The sequence below is a fragment of the Symbioplanes lichenis genome (assembly GCF_030709675.1).
Lineage (GTDB): Bacteria > Actinomycetota > Actinomycetes > Mycobacteriales > Micromonosporaceae > Actinoplanes > Actinoplanes lichenis.
The window spans coordinates 16,610-31,546 of the sequence record NZ_JAUZQD010000004.1 but is presented as its reverse complement, the minus strand read 5'-3'; the positions used below and the strand labels follow the sequence as shown (position 1 = coordinate 31,546).

Annotated in this window: 13 protein-coding genes; 9 read left to right on the top strand and 4 right to left on the bottom strand. The window is 72.4% G+C overall.

The genetic code is table 11. From position 1 onward, the window contains the following. Positions 1-66 precede the first annotated feature (66 nt). Positions 67-690: a transcriptional repressor LexA gene (lexA, locus tag RAN62_RS10325; RefSeq protein WP_305784326.1), complete on the bottom strand. Its 624-nt coding sequence runs from the start codon at positions 688-690 to the stop codon at positions 67-69. Positions 691-777: 87 nt separating this feature from the next. Here lexA and RAN62_RS10320 point away from each other — a divergent pair, with 87 nt between their 5' ends. Both RAN62_RS10320 and RAN62_RS10315 read left to right on the top strand, forming a co-directional pair. Beyond that, complete coding sequence (locus RAN62_RS10320) at positions 778-1,437, top strand: response regulator transcription factor (protein ID WP_305784325.1); 660 nt, start codon at positions 778-780, stop codon at positions 1,435-1,437. A gap of 10 nt (positions 1,438-1,447) precedes the next feature. Then, a complete protein-coding gene (locus RAN62_RS10315) occupies positions 1,448-2,782 on the top strand; it encodes a sensor histidine kinase (RefSeq protein ID WP_305784324.1) in 1,335 nt (444 codons plus the stop codon). On the opposite strand, the gene RAN62_RS10310 is transcribed toward RAN62_RS10315, so the two are convergent. Then, positions 2,772-3,677: a TAXI family TRAP transporter solute-binding subunit gene (locus tag RAN62_RS10310; protein WP_305784323.1), complete on the bottom strand. Its 906-nt coding sequence runs from the start codon at positions 3,675-3,677 to the stop codon at positions 2,772-2,774. The genes RAN62_RS10315 and RAN62_RS10310 overlap by 11 nt on opposite strands. Before the next feature lie 97 nt (positions 3,678-3,774). Here RAN62_RS10310 and RAN62_RS10305 point away from each other — a divergent pair, with 97 nt between their 5' ends. Next, positions 3,775-4,419 (top strand): hypothetical protein, encoded by a 645-nt coding sequence (locus RAN62_RS10305; RefSeq protein WP_305784322.1) that lies wholly within the window; start codon positions 3,775-3,777, stop codon positions 4,417-4,419. Here RAN62_RS10305 and RAN62_RS10300 read toward each other — a convergent pair. Further along, a complete protein-coding gene (locus RAN62_RS10300; protein ID WP_305784321.1) occupies positions 4,412-4,993 on the bottom strand; it encodes a helix-turn-helix domain-containing protein in 582 nt (193 codons plus the stop codon). The genes RAN62_RS10305 and RAN62_RS10300 overlap by 8 nt on opposite strands. A 65-nt stretch (positions 4,994-5,058) precedes the next feature. Between RAN62_RS10300 and RAN62_RS10295 the strand changes: the two genes are divergently transcribed. From RAN62_RS10295 to RAN62_RS10275, 5 genes are all read left to right on the top strand, one after another. After that, complete coding sequence (locus tag RAN62_RS10295; protein ID WP_305784320.1) at positions 5,059-6,009, top strand: NAD(P)/FAD-dependent oxidoreductase; 951 nt, start codon at positions 5,059-5,061, stop codon at positions 6,007-6,009. Next, the gene (locus RAN62_RS10290) at positions 6,006-7,562 is read left to right on the top strand and encodes a DHA2 family efflux MFS transporter permease subunit (RefSeq protein WP_305784319.1); all 1,557 of its coding nucleotides are present in this window, start codon (positions 6,006-6,008) and stop codon (positions 7,560-7,562) included. Before RAN62_RS10295 ends, RAN62_RS10290 begins: the two co-directional genes overlap by 4 nt. 111 nt (positions 7,563-7,673) lie before the next feature. Then, a complete protein-coding gene (locus RAN62_RS10285; RefSeq protein WP_305784318.1) occupies positions 7,674-8,063 on the top strand; it encodes a hypothetical protein in 390 nt (129 codons plus the stop codon). Positions 8,064-8,089: 26 nt separating this feature from the next. Beyond that, positions 8,090-8,542: a hypothetical protein gene (locus RAN62_RS10280; protein ID WP_305784317.1), complete on the top strand. Its 453-nt coding sequence runs from the start codon at positions 8,090-8,092 to the stop codon at positions 8,540-8,542. 45 nt (positions 8,543-8,587) lie between these two features. Beyond that, on the top strand, positions 8,588-11,152 hold the full coding sequence (locus RAN62_RS10275; protein ID WP_305784316.1) for an HD domain-containing protein: 2,565 nt from the start codon (positions 8,588-8,590) through the stop codon (positions 11,150-11,152). Between the two features lie 14 nt (positions 11,153-11,166). Here the strand turns inward: RAN62_RS10275 and RAN62_RS10270 are convergent, their stop codons facing one another. Beyond that, entirely contained in the window at positions 11,167-13,353 is a 2,187-nt protein-coding gene (locus RAN62_RS10270; protein ID WP_305784315.1) for an alpha-galactosidase, read from the bottom strand. A gap of 60 nt (positions 13,354-13,413) precedes the next feature. Here RAN62_RS10270 and RAN62_RS10265 point away from each other — a divergent pair, with 60 nt between their 5' ends. Next, positions 13,414-14,802 (top strand): AMP-binding protein, encoded by a 1,389-nt coding sequence (locus RAN62_RS10265; RefSeq protein ID WP_305784314.1) that lies wholly within the window; start codon positions 13,414-13,416, stop codon positions 14,800-14,802. Positions 14,803-14,937: the final 135 nt, after the last annotated feature.

The window sequence follows — 14,937 nt, the reverse complement described above, 5'->3', positions numbered from 1 at the left end:
CCTCCACCCGCAGCCGGCCGTGGTCGACAAGCAGGCCGCCCGAGAAAGCGACGACCGCACCCAGGGTCAGGGGAGGGAACGCAAGACGCAGACCGCCTTGCCCAGGATCGTGGCGTCGTCGGCGGGGAGGACCGGGTAGGCGGGGTTGCGGGGGACCAGCTCGGCGTGGCCGGCGCGGTGGCGGAGGACCTTGATGGTGGCTTCGTCGTCGAGGAGGGCGGCCACGATGTCGCCGTCGTCGGCGGTGGGCTGGCGGCGGATGACGACGGTGTCGCCCTCGAAGATGCCGGCTTCGATCATGGAGTCGCCGCGGACCTGGAGGGCGAAGCAGGTGCCCGGGCCGACCAGGGCGGCCGGGAGGGTGAGGACGTCGCCGGGGGACTGGTCGGCGAGGCGGGGGAGGCCGGCGGCCACCGTGCCGAGCAACGGGACGTCGACCGTGCGGCCGGGAGGAGCGGGCGCGGCGTCGCGGAGCTCGACCGCGCGGGGGGAGCCGGCCGCACGGCGCAGGAGGCCGTGCTGCTCGAGGACCTGGAGGTGGTGGGCGACGGTCGAGGGGGAGCGGAGGCCGACGCGGGCGGCGATCTCGCGCATGGTGGGCGGGTAGCCACGCTCGCGGATCGAGGCCGCGACGACGGCGAGGATGCGTTGCTGCTGGGGGGTGAGATCCGGACCGTCCGCGGGTTCCATGACGGCAGCCTAGCCCATTTTCGTACACGTGTATGAAAAGGCACGCAGGTGCGGACCTGAAACATGTGTGTACTACTTTGCGACGCCATGCGGATTCTGCTGGTGGAGGACGATCACCGGGTGGCCGGGGTGATGGTCCCGATGCTGCAGCGCCGTGGGTACGAGGTCGAGCACGCGGCCACCGCCGCGGCGGCGCTCGCGGCCGCGCCGTGCGATCTCGTGCTGCTGGACCTCAACCTGCCCGACGGTGACGGGGTCGAGGTGTGCCGGGTCCTGCGGTCGCGCAGCGCGCACCTCGGGATCATCGCGGTGACCGCCCGCGGCGAGGAGCGGGACCAGGTCACCGGGCTGCGCGCGGGGGCCGACGACTATGTGGTCAAGCCGTTCTCGATGGCGGCGCTGCAGGCCCGGATCGAGGCCCTGCTGCGGCGCTCGGCGCTGCCGGGACCGGCCCCGCGCGAGGCGGTCGAGCTCGGGCCGTTGCACATCGACTTCGCCACCCGCGGCGTACGCGTGCAGGGGCGCCCGGTCCCGCTGACGCGCAAGGAGTTCGACCTCCTCGCGTCGCTGGCGCGGCAGCCGGGAGTCGTCCTCGACCGGGACCGCATCCTGCTCGACGTGTGGCAGAGCACGTTCACGGGCCGGCACACCCTTGAGGTGCACGTGGCGTCGCTGCGGGCCAAGCTCGGGCGCCCCGGCCTCGTCCAGACCGTCCGCGGCGTGGGCTACCGTCTCTGCACCGACTGAGAGGGGTACGGTGCGCCGGCGGCTGGTCTCCACGTACGTGCTGCTGCTCGCCCTGGTCCTGCTGGCGCTCGAGGTGCCGCTCGCCGTGTCGCTGACCAACCGGGAGACGCAGCAGGTGCTCGCCGACCGGCTGGCCGACGCCACGCGCTTCGCCGCCCTGGCCGCGCCCGCCCTGCGCACCGGCGACCTGGCCGCGCTCACCGGTGAGCTGCGGCGCTACCACGATCTGTACGGCATCGGCACGCTGCTGGTGGACCAGGACCAGCAGATTCTGAGTACGATCGGCGGCCCGTCACCCGGCGACAGCGCCGCGACCGGGGCGCTGCGCGGGGCGCTGGCCGGGCGGCAGGTCAGCACCCCGGCGACGCTGTGGCCGTGGCGCGACGATCCGCTGGTGGTGGCCGTGCCGGTGAGCGACGGCGGCGCGGTGCTCGGCGGGCTGGTCACCGCGTCGCCGGTCAGCCGCAGCCGGCACACGATCGTCGTGTCGTGGGCGGAGCTGGGCCTCGGCGGGCTGCTCGCCGTCGCCGCCTGTGTCGTGGCGGCGCTGCGGCTGGCGACCTGGGTGCTGCGCCCGGTGACCCGGCTCGACGCGGCGGTGCACGAGATCGCCGCCGGGGCGGACGACGCGCGCGTGGTGCCCGGGGCGGGACCGCCCGAGCTGCGGCGGCTGTCGGCGAGCTTCAACGAGATGGCCGACGCGGTCGCCGAGGCGATGGAACGCCAGCGGTCCTTCGTCGCGTACGCGAGTCATCAGCTGCGCAACCCGCTCACCGTGGTCCGCCTGCGCGTCGAGGATCTGGCCGACCGGCTGGCGGGCCCGGGCGCGGAGCAGGACCACGGGTACGCCCTCGAGGAGATCGACCGTCTCACCGGTGTCCTCGACAGCCTGCTCGCCCTGGCCCGCGCGGAACGGGGCCGGCAGCCGATCGGGGAGACCGACGTGGCGGCCGTGGCCCGGGACCGGCACGCCGCCTGGCAACCCGCGGCCCGCCGCCGGGGCGTCGAGCTGGCGCTGGCGGTGGACGATCCGGCGTACGCGCAGGCTGTGGGTCTTGATCAGGTGCTGGACGCGCTGATCGACAACGCGCTGAAGTTCACGCCGGCGGGCGGCCGGGTCACGGTGACCGTGCACGGGTCCGTTCTCACGGTCGCCGACACCGGGCCGGGGATGACGGCCGAGCAGTGTGCGCTGGCGACCGAGCGCTTCTGGCGCGCGCCCGACACGCAGAACGTCGACGGCGCCGGGCTCGGGCTGCCGATCGTGGCCGTCCTGGTGGAGGCGTCGGGCGGACGGCTCGAGCTGGTGCCGGGGCCGGGTCTGGAGGTCCGGATCACGCTTTGACGGAGCGGTAGTAGCGCGCGGCGCCGGGGTGCAGCGGGACGGGCGAGGTGGCGATCGCCGAGCGGATGTCCAGGCGCTCGGCCGCCGGATGGGCCGCCGCGAGCACGTCACGGCGTTCCAGGAGCAGGCGCGTGAGGTCGAAGGCGGTCGATTCCGGGAGGGAGGCCGGCACGACCAGGAGATTGGGTACGGCGATCGTGGCCACCGCCGGCACGTGGTAGACCGAGGCGGGGACGTCGCGGACCTCGTACACGCCGGTGTAGGTCTGGCGCAGAGCCGGCGCCCACCCGGCCAGGCCGATGATCCGGATCGGCGCGTCGCTGCCCAGCCGCTGCACGCCGGTGACGGGCAGCCCGCCGGAGAAGAAGAACGCGTCGATGTCCCGGGCGCCGAGGGCCGCCAGCGAGTCGTCGAGGCTCAGCTCGCGCCGCTGGATCTGACCGGTGCCCGCCATCCGCGCGACGGCCAGCAGCCGGTCGACGGTGACCACTGTGCCCGATCCGCGCGCCCCGACGGACACCCGCCGGCCGCGCAGGTCACCGAGGGCGGTGACCGGGCTGTCCGCGCGGACGACGAGATGCAGCAGGTCGTCGTAGACGCGGGCGAGGGCCGACGGCTGGTCGCCGGTCAGGATGTCCGCCTGGGTGAAGCCGACCTCGGCGCCGCCGCTGGTGACGAGCCGCACGTTCTCGGCCGAGGCGGCGGTGGCCAGAACGGTCGTCTCGGTGCCGGGCAGCTCCCGGCGGACGAGCCCGGCCAGCGCGGTGCCGACCGCGTGGTAGACCCCGGTCGGGCTGCCGGTGGCGATGCGGACGCGGCGCCGCTCGGGCTCCTCGCCGGTGCAGGCGGCGAGAAAGGGCAGGGCGAACCCGGCCAGCAGGGAACGGCGTCTCATGATCGCGCAATTTTTCCTCAAGTCGGCGCCCCGGAGCTACCCGCCGAACGGGCGGTCGGCCACGGTGTCTTCCAAGTCAACGGGAGGATGATTGCCGATGAACCACGAGACGATCCGCGCCGTCGTCCTGCCGGCCGCGCTGCCGGCCGCCTTCGAGGCCGCCTGCCTCGTGGCGTGCACCGACGTCTCCCGGCTGTCCCGCGTGGCCGTCCGGGAACGGCCGGCCCACCCGGCCCTCTTCGCCGAGTTCAACCAGCCGTCGGCCGCCGGGCGCCTCATCGGCCTCCTGCGGATCCTCGGCCACGAGGCCACGGCGACGGTCCGCGAGGCCGGCGGGCGGCGCCGCTACTCCGTCCACGGTGTCCTGGTCGCGCCGCAGGACCGGGCGCTCATCGACCGTACGCTGGCCACGGCCTGGCGGCAGGGACAGCAGGCGCTGCTGGCCACCGAGCAGCTCGGCGCCTCCTCGCCCCGGCACGCCCAGCGCATGACCCTGGCCCGCGCGGCCTGGCAGGCAGCGCTGCGCTCCTGCGGCTCCCGGCGCCGCCGCGACGAGGCCCTGTGGGTGCGGCTGGGCGACCAGGCGCTGGCCGCCGTGCTGATCCGCGCGGCCCGGCTGCTCGGCGTGCGGGCCGAGGTGGTCCGGCGGCCGGGCTGCCTGCTGGTGATCGTGCCGGCGACGATGCCGGAGGTCGCTGCGTTCCCACGCACACTCGGCGAGGCGGTCGCCGCGGTCAGGTAGCCGGTCCGCCGCGGGGGCGGGCGCGGACGTGAGCCTTCTCGCCCTGGCGGCCGAAGAGGCTGAGGAACTCGACCGCTTCCGGGTCGGCGGCGCCGAACCAGTGGGGGGTGCGGGTGTCGAACTCGGCGGCCTCGCCCGGGACCATGATCAGGTTGTGGTCGCCCAGGACGACGCGAAGGCGGCCGTTGAGGACGTAGAGCCACTCGTAGCCCTCGTGGGTCTTGGGTTCCGGGTCCCGGCGGGCCGTGCCGGGGGCGATGATGATTTTGTACGCCTGGATGCCCCCGGCCCGCCGGGACAGCGGCAGCATCGTCATGCCGTGGTGGGTGATCGGGCGCAGGTGGATGCGGGGGTCGCCGGTGGGCGGGGCGCCGACCAGCTCGTCGAGGGTGACGCCGTGCACCCGGGCCAGCGGCAGCAGCAGCTCCAGGGTCGGGCGGCGGTCGCCGGACTCGAGGCGGGAGAGGGTGCTCACGGAGATGCCGGTGGCGGCCGACAGCTCGGTGAGGGTCGTCTCGCGTTGCTTGCGGAGGGCGCGCAGGCGGGGGCCGGTGGCGGCGAGGGCGTCGGTCATCCTCCGATTTTGCCAAATCCGCAACTTCCTTTGCCAGCGATGGCGACGCGCCGCATGGTGGGTGCATGACTGACGAGCTGCAGGACGCGTACGACGTGATCGTGGCCGGCGGGGGAGCCGCGGGCCTGAACGGGGCTTTGATGCTGGCCCGCTCCCGCCGGTCGGTGGCGGTGATCGACGCCGGGGCGCCGCGCAACGCTCCCGCGGCGGGAATCCACGGGCTGCTCGGCCGGGAGAACATGCCGCCGGCCGAGCTGCTGGAGACCGGGCGCGCCGAGGTACGCGGCTACGGCGCCCACGTGGTCACCGGCGAGATCAGTGGCGTCACCCGCAAGGACGACGGCTTCCACGTCACGCTGCGGGACGGCCGGCAGGCCCGGGGCCGGCGGCTGCTGGTGGCCACGGGACTGGTCGACGAGCTGCCGGACGTGCCGGGGCTGCGGGAGCGGTGGGGCCACGACGTGCTCCACTGCCCGTACTGCCACGGGTGGGAGGTCCGGGACCAGGCGATCGGCGTGCTGGCGAGCGGGCCCATGTCCGTACATCAGGCGCTGTTGTTCCGGCAGTTGAGTGACGACATCGTGTACTTCGGCGCTGTGGCGGGTGAGGACGCGGAGAAGTTCGAGGCGCTCGGGATCCGTGTGGTGAGCGACACTGTTACGGGTTTGGAAATCGTCGGAAATCGGCTTGCGGGTGTACGGCTCGCCGACGGTACGGTGATCAGCCGGGAGGCCCTGGCCGTCGCGACCCGCATGGTGGCGCGGGCCGGGTTCCTGAGCGATCTCGGGCTGCACCCGGTGGATCACCCGTCGGGTGCGGGGCAGCACTACCCGGGGGATGCGACCGGGCGCACCGACGTGCCCGGGGTCTGGGTCGCCGGCAACGTCACCGACCTGGCCGCGCAGGTGGGCTCGGCCGCTGCGGCGGGCGCGTTCGCGGGAGCGCAGATCAACGCCGACCTGGTGGCGGAGGATGTCCGCCACGCTGTTCTCATCCGGGGGGATTCGACACTGTGAGTACGGAAAGCACGGCGGCGCCGGGGAAACTCGACGCCGCCGTCCTGAAGATCGCCGGGGTGGTCGTGCTCGGCGCCATCATGTCGATCCTCGACGTGACCGTCGTGAGCGTGGCGCTGCCCACGTTCCAGACCGAGTTCGGCGCCTCCTACGCCGAGGTCGCCTGGACCATGACCGGCTACACCCTGGCCCTGGCCACGGTGATCCCGCTGACCGGCTGGGCGGCCGACCGGTTCGGCACCAAGCGGCTCTACATGGCCGCGATCCTGCTCTTCACGATCGGCTCCGCGCTGTGCGCGACGGCGGACGGCATCGGGCAGCTGATCGCGTACCGGGTCCTGCAGGGCCTGGGCGGCGGCATGCTGATGCCGCTCGGCATGACGATCATGACCCGCGCCGCCGGCCCGGAGCGGATCGGCCGGCTGATGGCCGTCCTGGGCATCCCGATGCTGCTCGGCCCGATCGGCGGCCCGATCCTCGGCGGCTGGCTGATCGACGCCGCCAGCTGGCACTGGATCTTCCTGATCAACCTGCCGATCGGCGTCATCGCGCTGGTCTACGCGCAGTTCGCGCTGCCGAGGGACAACCCCTCCCCGTCGGAGAGCTTCGACTTCCTCGGCATGCTCATGCTCTCCCCGGGCCTGGCTCTTTTCCTGTACGGCGTCTCGTCGCTCCCGGAGACCGGCACGGTGAGCGCCACCAAGGTGTGGCTGCCCGCGCTCGCCGGCGCGCTGCTGGTCGTGGGCTTCGTGCTGTACTCGTTCAAGCCCCGGCACCCGCTGCTCGACCTGCGCCTGCTCACCAACCGGAACCTGTCGGTCGCGGCGATCACGCTCGCGGTGTTCACCATCGCGTTCATGGGCGCCGGGCTGCTGTTCCCGAGCTACTTCCTGCAGATCCGCGGGGAGACCACGCTCGCCGCGGGCCTGCTCATGGCCCCCCAGGGCATCGGCGCGATGATCACGATGCCGATCGCGGGCACGCTGGCCGACCGGGTGCCCGTCGGGCGTACCGTCCCGTTCGCGATGCTCCTCATGGCCGCGGGCTTCTTCGGCTTCACCCAGGTGTCGACCGACACGTCGTACTGGCTGCTCGGCGGTTCGCTCTTCGTGATGGGCCTCGGCATGGGCGGCACGATGATGCCGCTGATGACCTCCGCCCTCAAGACCCTGACCAGCCACGAGGTCGCCCGCGGCTCGACGCTGCTCAACATCCTGCAGCAGGTCGCCGGCTCGATCGGCTCGGCCCTCATGTCGGTCATCCTCACCAGCCGCCTCAACGGCTCCCCGGACATCCCGGGCGCCGGCGTCACCGAGGCCCAGCTGGCCATCGCCGCCAAGCAGGACCCGTCGGTCACCCAGCAGCTCCCGGTCGAGCCGTCCGTGCTCGACCGCGGCCTGTCCTTCGCCGCCGACGCCTTCGGCACGACCTTCTGGGTCGCCTTCGGCCTGGTCGTGATCACCCTGATCCCGGCGTACTTCCTGCCGCGCCGCAAGCAGTCCTCGCCCCTCCAGGAGGGCGAGCCGCAGGCGGCACCCGTCATGCTGCACTGACCTCGATCGGCCGGAGCCGCCTCAACCGACCGGGTGAGGCGGCTCTCGCGTACGTATCTGCGGGTGCGGGCGGCCCCTCCTACCGGAGTCACCTCATGGGGGAGGGATCCCGTGACCGTTCAGACTCCGGCCCGCACACCCGTCAAGACCCACGGCAAGACGATCGCCGCCTTCGCCGTCACCGTCGCCACCGCCGTCTATCCGCTGCTCCAACAGGGCCGCATCGGCGCGGCCGGCGCCGTCTCCATCGCCATCGCCATCGTGACCAACGTCGGCGTCTACATCGTCCCGCTCGCCCCGAACGCCAAGTGGGCGAAGAGCGCCGTGGCCGTGGGGCTCTCCGCCCTGAACGTGGCCGCGACGCTCGCCCTCGACGGCGGCATCTCGATGGGTGACTGGGGGCAGATCGTCATCGCCGCGGGCGGGGCCGCTGTCGTCTACCTGGCGCCGGCCGCGACGCCGGAGACCGGCACCCAGGTCGGCTGGGGCAAGGACTCCTGATCGGCTGCCGGCGGTAGATTGCGGGCGTGGTGTTTCCGCTGGACCGCGTGGCCGTCGGCTTCGACGTCGGAACCGTGCCGCATACCGACGTCCGGCGCTTCACCGCGGCCTGTCACGAGGTTGAGGCGGCCCTGGGCGAGCCCGTCGAGGAGCTGACGCCACGCCGCTACCCGGACATGTTCCACTCGGCCACGATCGGCACCCACACGGTCCTGTGTCATCTTCACCGGCCGGTGGTCGCGGTCGTCCAACGGGGCGCCGGCCTGCGCTGTCCCGGCGAGGGAAGCACTCCGGGCCGCTTCCTGGACCCGCCGTGGTGGGCGGCGGGTTTCGCGACCGCCGGCTTCGACGTGCTGGGGCCGGACGAGCTGGATGTGCCGCTCGGCCGCGCGGACACCACAGCCCTGACCCGAGCCGACCGCGACCGCATCCGGTGGTGGAGCGCCACAACGGTCGGCGAGGTGCTGTTCGACTCCTGAGACTGACGCGGGCTTATGCTACGGCGACGCCGAAGGGAGCCAGCGGTGTTCACTACGGAGCTGTACAACCGGACGTTTCCCCGGTCCGGCGGGGACGCTGTGGAGAGGCTGCGTCTCAGCTTGCTGGACTGCCGGAAGAGGGCCGAGACGATCGGCGGATCCATCCGCGCGGACCATCCGTCGTACACCGTCCACGACGTCACCCACGCGGACGCCCTGTGGGAGACCGCGGACCTCATCGCCGGCGAGTACCCGCTCACCCCGACGGAGGGCTTCGTCCTAGGCTGCGCTCTGCTCGTCCATGACCTCGCGATGGCCAAGGCGGCGCTGCCCGGCGATCTGCACGATCATGTGGGCGCCGAGCGCTGGCGGGACGCCGTGTTCGCGAACTTCTTCGCCCAGCACGGCGAGCAGCCCACTCCGGAGGAGCTGTCGGACCCGCCCGCGGCGGTGCGTGCCGCAGCGGAGCGGGAGTTGTTGCGCACCCACCACGGCGAACAAGCTGCGAAGCTGCCGGTTCAGCCGTACCGGGAGCACTACCTGATCGCCGACGGCGAGCTCCGGAAGACGTACGGTGAGCTGATCGGACTGATCGCCGCGAGCCACTGGTGGAACCCCGAGCGCCTGCAGGCGGAGTTCTCCGAGCCGGTCGGCGCGTCCGGCACCATGCCGCGGGAGTGGGTGGTCGATCCGCTGAAGATCGCGTGCCTGCTGCGGGTGGCCGACGCCAATCACCTCGACAACCGGCGGGCTCCCAGTTTCCTGCGTGCGGTGTCCCCGGTCGAGGAGTCGTCCCTGCCGCACTGGGACTTCCAGGAGCGTCTGCAGCGTCCGCTGCTCAAGGGAGACAGGCTCGTCTACACCGCGTCGCAGCCGTTCGGCCCGGAGGAGGCGGAGGCGTGGTGGCTGTGTGTCGACGCCCTGCGCGCGGCCGACCATGAATTGCGCGCCTGCGATACCCTGCTCGCCGACACCGGGCGGCCCCGGTTCGCAGCGCGGTCGGTCGGCTATGTGGACGACCTGCCGGGCCTGGCCGAGCGGATCAAGGTGCGCGGCTGGTATCCGGTGGACGCCCGGGTCCGCGTCGGCAACGTCATCGACCTGGTTCGCAAGCTCGGAGGTACCGAGCTCTACGGCGACAACCCGGAAGCCGCCCTGCGCGAGCTGATCAGCAACGGCATGGACGCGGTCCGGGCGCGGCGGGCGCTGCAAGGCGACGGCGGTGAGCTGCGGCTCCGGGTCGAGGTGGACATCGTCGAGGACGAGAAGGATCCCGGCGGCAAGTGGCTGATCGTGCGCGACAACGGCATCGGCATGACGCGGGCGGTGCTGGGTGGGCCGCTGCTCGACTTCGGGACGTCGTACTGGTCGACCCCGGACGCCCGCCATGACCTGCCGGGGCTGCTCAGCTCGGGCTTCTCGCCGACGGGTAGGTACGGCATCGGCTTCTTCGCGGTGTTCATGCTCGGTGATCGGGTCCGGGTCACCTCCCGCCGGTACGACCAGGGCGCCGACCGCACCCACACGCTGGAGTTCCGCCATGGTTTGAACGCCCGTCCGGTCCTGGGCCCCAGCCATTCGCAGGCCGTCCCCTACGGCGGCACGGAAATTGCCGTTCACGTGGCGAACGAGATCCTCGACAGTTTCGGAGGCGGGCCCTTCTCGGACACGTGTCGGCAGCTCTTCCCCACGAATGACGTTGATATCGAAGTCCTGCCGACCGCTGGAGAGCCTCGTTCGGTCCTAGCCGCCGATGCTTGGATCACCTCCACGTCCGAGGCGTTTCTCGAGGAGATGAACATGTCAGCATCCGACCGGTTGGGGGTTGCCGGAATGATGTCTCCCATCATCGATGACAACGGGGTGGTGCTGGGCCGTGCAGCCATCGACACAGGCTCGTACGTTTCGGATCGGCTGACGGAAATTGACAATGCGGCTGTTGTCACGGTCGGTGGTGCGCGAACAGCGACAACTATCTCAGGACTGACCGGTGTGTTTCTGGGTAGAGCTATCCGGGCTGCTCGGGACGAGGGCCGCCCGCTTGTTGGGCACGATGTCTTGTCCCGGTGGGCTGCTCACCAGGTGGCCCTCTTCGATGCGCAAGGCAAGCATCCCGCTCAGCAAGTGCGATTGGCGGCAACGGCGCATCGGCTCGGCGCGCCGGTGGGCAGCCTCGCGGTCGCCTTGTCGGCCAAGGGATACCTGACGCCGGCGCAGGTTCGGGAATGGGCCAAGGATCGGCCCGCGATCCGGTTGGTGCCGGACGGTGCTTTCCTGCGGTGGGGTGACCTCGGCGGTGCGACCCCGGAGATCGCCGACGATTTGCTGATCGTCGACGAGTACATGCCCGTGGTGTACGGGGCGGGCTCGGCGCACTGGCCCTGGGAAGAAACCGAAGAATCTTCTATTGTTCAGCTCTGCGTCGGCCTGATAGGCGAGGCGTGGGACGCCGGGGCCGCGGTGCGAGCCCAATGGGAAGCGCCCGTACGGAAGCCATTTGTGCTCATGGCGACCGACGGATCGATGCGCATCACCCATGATTGGGATTTGTCATTCTTCGGCGTCGAGCGGCCGGTGGGACTGGCTTACCTGCTGGTCCGGCCGGGCTGAGCAACCGTGGTCGGTCAGACGGCGTCGGCCCGGTAGAGGACGACCTGGTCCGGGAACATCCGAGGGCTCGCGAACCCCGCGTGCTCGAGGGCGGCCCCCGTAAGGACCAGCTCCGTGGCCCACCACGGCGGCGGGAGCAGGCCGGCCGGTGCGCTGCCCACCAGCACCGGCTGCACCCGGTAGCGCCGCGCGGGGTCCAGGCCGCGCAGCCGCACCCGCGCCCCCGGATCAGGCAGGATGCTGTCGGTCACCGCCACGGCGAAGATCGCGCGTGAGCGGTCCGGCGCCAGCACCCCGTGCACCAGGATCCGGTCGTCGTACCCGTCCATGCGCACCAGGTCCCCGCCCAGCAGCAGCGCGCGGTGAGACTTGAAGAACGTGATCCACGCGCTCAGCTCCTCCAGCTCGGCCGGCGTCGCCTGGGCGAGATCCCACTCGATGCCCAGGTGGCCGAAGACGGCCGTGCCCGCGCGGTAGGACAGGTCGTGGCTGCGGCCCGTGACGTGCGAGCGGCCCGAGGCGATGTGGGAGCCCATGAACTCGGGCGGGAGGAGCTGGGTGGTCCAGCGGAGCGTGCGCTGGCGGTCGTGCGGGTCGATGTTGTCCGAGACCCACACCCGGTCCGTACGTTCCAGGACGCCCAGATCCACGCGAGCGCCCCCGGAGGAGCAGGACTCGATCTCCAGTGCGGGGAAGAGACCGCGCAGCTCGTCGAGGAGCCGGTAGAAGGCCAGCGTCTGGGCGTGGACCGCCGCCCGGCCGCCCCGCTGCTGGTTGCCGGCCTCGGTCAGGTCGCGGTTGTGGTCCCACTTGACGTAGTCGATGGCGTACTCGCGGATCACCGCCGTCATCTGGGCCTTGACGTGCTCGTACGCGGCGGGGATGGCGAGGTTGAGGACCTGCTGGGCGCGGGATTCGACGGGCCAGGAGCGGCGGGCCGACATGATCCAGTCGGGGTGGGCGCGGGCGAGGTCGGAGTCGGGGTTGACCATCTCGGGCTCGAACCACAGGCCGAACTGCATGCCCAGCGCGCGGACGCGGTCGACCAGCGGGTGCAGGCCGTCCGGCCAGACGTCGGCGGAGACGGTCCAGTCGCCCAGGCCGGACGTGTCGTCGCGGCGGGAGCCGAACCAGCCGTCGTCGAGGACGTAACGTTCGACACCGGCGGCCGCGGCGCGTTCGGCCAGGTCGAGGAGCCGGTCGAGGTCGTGGTCGAAGTAGACGGCTTCCCACACGTTGATCGTCACGGGGCGGTCGGTTGAGACCTTGTGGTCACGCGCGCGCAGATGCCGGTGGAAGCGGTGGGCGACGGCGTCCAGGCCGCGGCCCCACGAGCCATAGAGCCAGGGACTCCCGTACGCGTCTCCGCCCTGCAGGATGATCTCGCCCGGCAGCAGGAGCTCGCCGCCGCCGAGCAGCTGTTCCCCGGTGTGCGCGCGCTCGGCGTAGTGCAGGTGGTTGCCGCTCCACGCGGTGTGCACGGCCCAGATGTCGCCCGACGCGAAGCCGAAGCCGGGAGTGCCGGCGTGCAGGAGGTAGGCGCTGTCGGCTCCCGTGCGCCCCTTGCGGTTCTCGCGGGCGTGCACGCCGAACGTGAACGGCGACCGCTGCGGCACCCGCTCCTGATTGTGCCGTCCGCCGAAGTCGAGCAGCTCGGCTGCCTCCGGGGGGACGGGCAAGGCGACAACCAGACCCTGCATCGCGTACGGGCGGGGGGCCAAGTTCTTGATCGTGGCTCGCGTGCGCACGAGGCCGGTGTCGCGCAGCTCCAGGACGACCCGCAGCTCGAGGCGCTCGGTGTCGTCGAGGGCGACCGCCTCGAGGACGCCCGCACAGGAGGCGGTGAAGCCCGTCACAGGGTCGCCGTCGAGGGTGACGGACGTGACCGTGAACGCCGGTGACCAGCCCTCGCCCGCGAACGACCCGGCGAACGGGTTCGCGAACGCGCCCGTCAGACCGGGTCGCCCGGCCCAGCCGGTGCTGTGCTCGGGGACCAGGGACAGCCGGGGCCGGGGCTCGACGTCGTTGGAACCGGTCATCGGGACGGCGGCGGTGATCAGCGCGGTGGCCAGGTCCTCGTCGAGGCCGGGCAGCTCCGGACCCCAGTAGGTCACGGCGGGCAGCCGGTCGCCGCCGGTCTCGACGAGGACGCTGACGCCTCCCGCGGTCAGCGCACAGACCGCGCCTTCATCGATGCTCACGGGCGGCCTCCGGATCGGCGGGACGGCGGAAATGTCGGTGGGGTCTGGGATCATCGCCGCATGCGATTGCTGACAGCGTTGCACGCGGACGACGACGCCCCTGACATGATCATCTCAGACGGCGTCGCGGTGTCGCGCCATGAGCTGCTCGAACGCGCCGCCGGGCTCGCGGCGCGGCTGCGCGGCGCGCCCATCGTGGCGGTGCACGCCACGCCCGGGCTGTCCACGATCGTCGCGGTCACCGCCGGGCTGCTGGCCGGGGTGCCGGTCGTGCCCGTGCCGCCGGACGCGGGCGACCTCGAGCGCGAGCACATCCTGCGCGACTCCGGCGCGGAGCTCTTCCTCTCCGACGACCCCGCCGTGCCCGGCGCGCCGATCGCGGGCGTCCCGCCGTCGTCGGACATCCCGGAGGAGCCCGTCCCGGCGACTCCCGCGCTCGTGCTCTACACCAGCGGCACGACCGGCCCGCCCAAGGGCGTGGTCATCTCCCGCGCCGCCGTCGCCGCCGACCTCGACGCGCTCGCCGGCGCCTGGCAGTGGACCGCCGAGGACACGCTCGTGCACGGCCTGCCGCTCTACCACGTGCACGGGCTCGTCCTGGGCGTGCTGGGCGCGCTCCGGACCGGGTCGCGCCTGGTGCACACCGGCAGACCCACCCCTTCCGCGTACGCCGGAGCGCGCGGCACCCTCTATTTCGGCGTCCCGACCGTGTGGTCGAGGGTGGTCGCCGAGCCCGCGGCGGCGCAAGCCCTCCGGGGCGCGCGGCTGCTCGTGTCCGGGAGCGCGCCGCTGCCCGGGCCCGTGTTCGACCGGCTCAGCGAGCTGACCGGGCAGTCGCCGGTCGAGCGCTACGGCATGACCGAGACGCTCATCACGGTCAGCGCCCGCGCCGACGGTCCGCGCCGCGCCGGGCACGTCGGGCTGCCGCTGGCCGGGGTGCGCACGCGGCTCGTGGACGAGTCCGGCGCCGAGGTCCCGCCCGACGGCACCACCATCGGGCAGCTGCAGGTGGCCGGGCCGACGCTGCTGGACGGCTATCTCGGGCACGGGCCCGCCCCGCTGGCCGACGGGTGGTTCGACACCGGCGACGTCGCCACCATCGGGCCCGACGGCTGGCACCGGATCGTCGGGCGGGCGTCCACCGACCTGATCAAGACCGGCGGGTTCCGGGTCGGCGCCGGCGAGGTCGAGGACGCGTTGCTGCTGCACCCGGCCGTGACCGCCGCGGCCGTGGTCGGCACGCCGCACGACGACCTCGGCCAGCAGATCACCGCGTACGTGATCGCCTCGGGCGTCGCCCCGGACGAGCTGATCGCGTTCGTCGCCGCCCGTCTCGCCGCGCACAAGCGCCCCCGCGTCGTCCACCTCGTCGGCGATCTCCCGCGCAACGCGATGGGCAAGGTCCAGAAGTCCTTACTGTCGGGTAGCCAACGTCACCCTGGACTTTGATTCGACGGATGTGCACTGTGCTCTGGTCGATCCGCGTTCTGCGGCTGTTCGTTGCGCAATCGGGCGCTTGCCCTGCGTGAGGCCAGCCGCGCGGTCGGCCGTTCGTCGCGCCATCGGGCTCGCGCCCCGCGTGCG

Coding starts and splice junctions, on each gene's coding strand:
- lexA (WP_305784326.1), bottom strand. CDS start 690: ATGGAACCCGCGGACGGTCCGGATCTCACCCCCCAGCAGCAACGCATC.
- RAN62_RS10265 (WP_305784314.1), top strand. CDS start 13,414: ATGCGATTGCTGACAGCGTTGCACGCGGACGACGACGCCCCTGACATG.
- RAN62_RS10305 (WP_305784322.1), top strand. CDS start 3,775: ATGAACCACGAGACGATCCGCGCCGTCGTCCTGCCGGCCGCGCTGCCG.
- RAN62_RS10310 (WP_305784323.1), bottom strand. CDS start 3,677: ATGAGACGCCGTTCCCTGCTGGCCGGGTTCGCCCTGCCCTTTCTCGCC.
- RAN62_RS10300 (WP_305784321.1), bottom strand. CDS start 4,993: ATGACCGACGCCCTCGCCGCCACCGGCCCCCGCCTGCGCGCCCTCCGC.
- RAN62_RS10320 (WP_305784325.1), top strand. CDS start 778: ATGCGGATTCTGCTGGTGGAGGACGATCACCGGGTGGCCGGGGTGATG.
- RAN62_RS10295 (WP_305784320.1), top strand. CDS start 5,059: ATGACTGACGAGCTGCAGGACGCGTACGACGTGATCGTGGCCGGCGGG.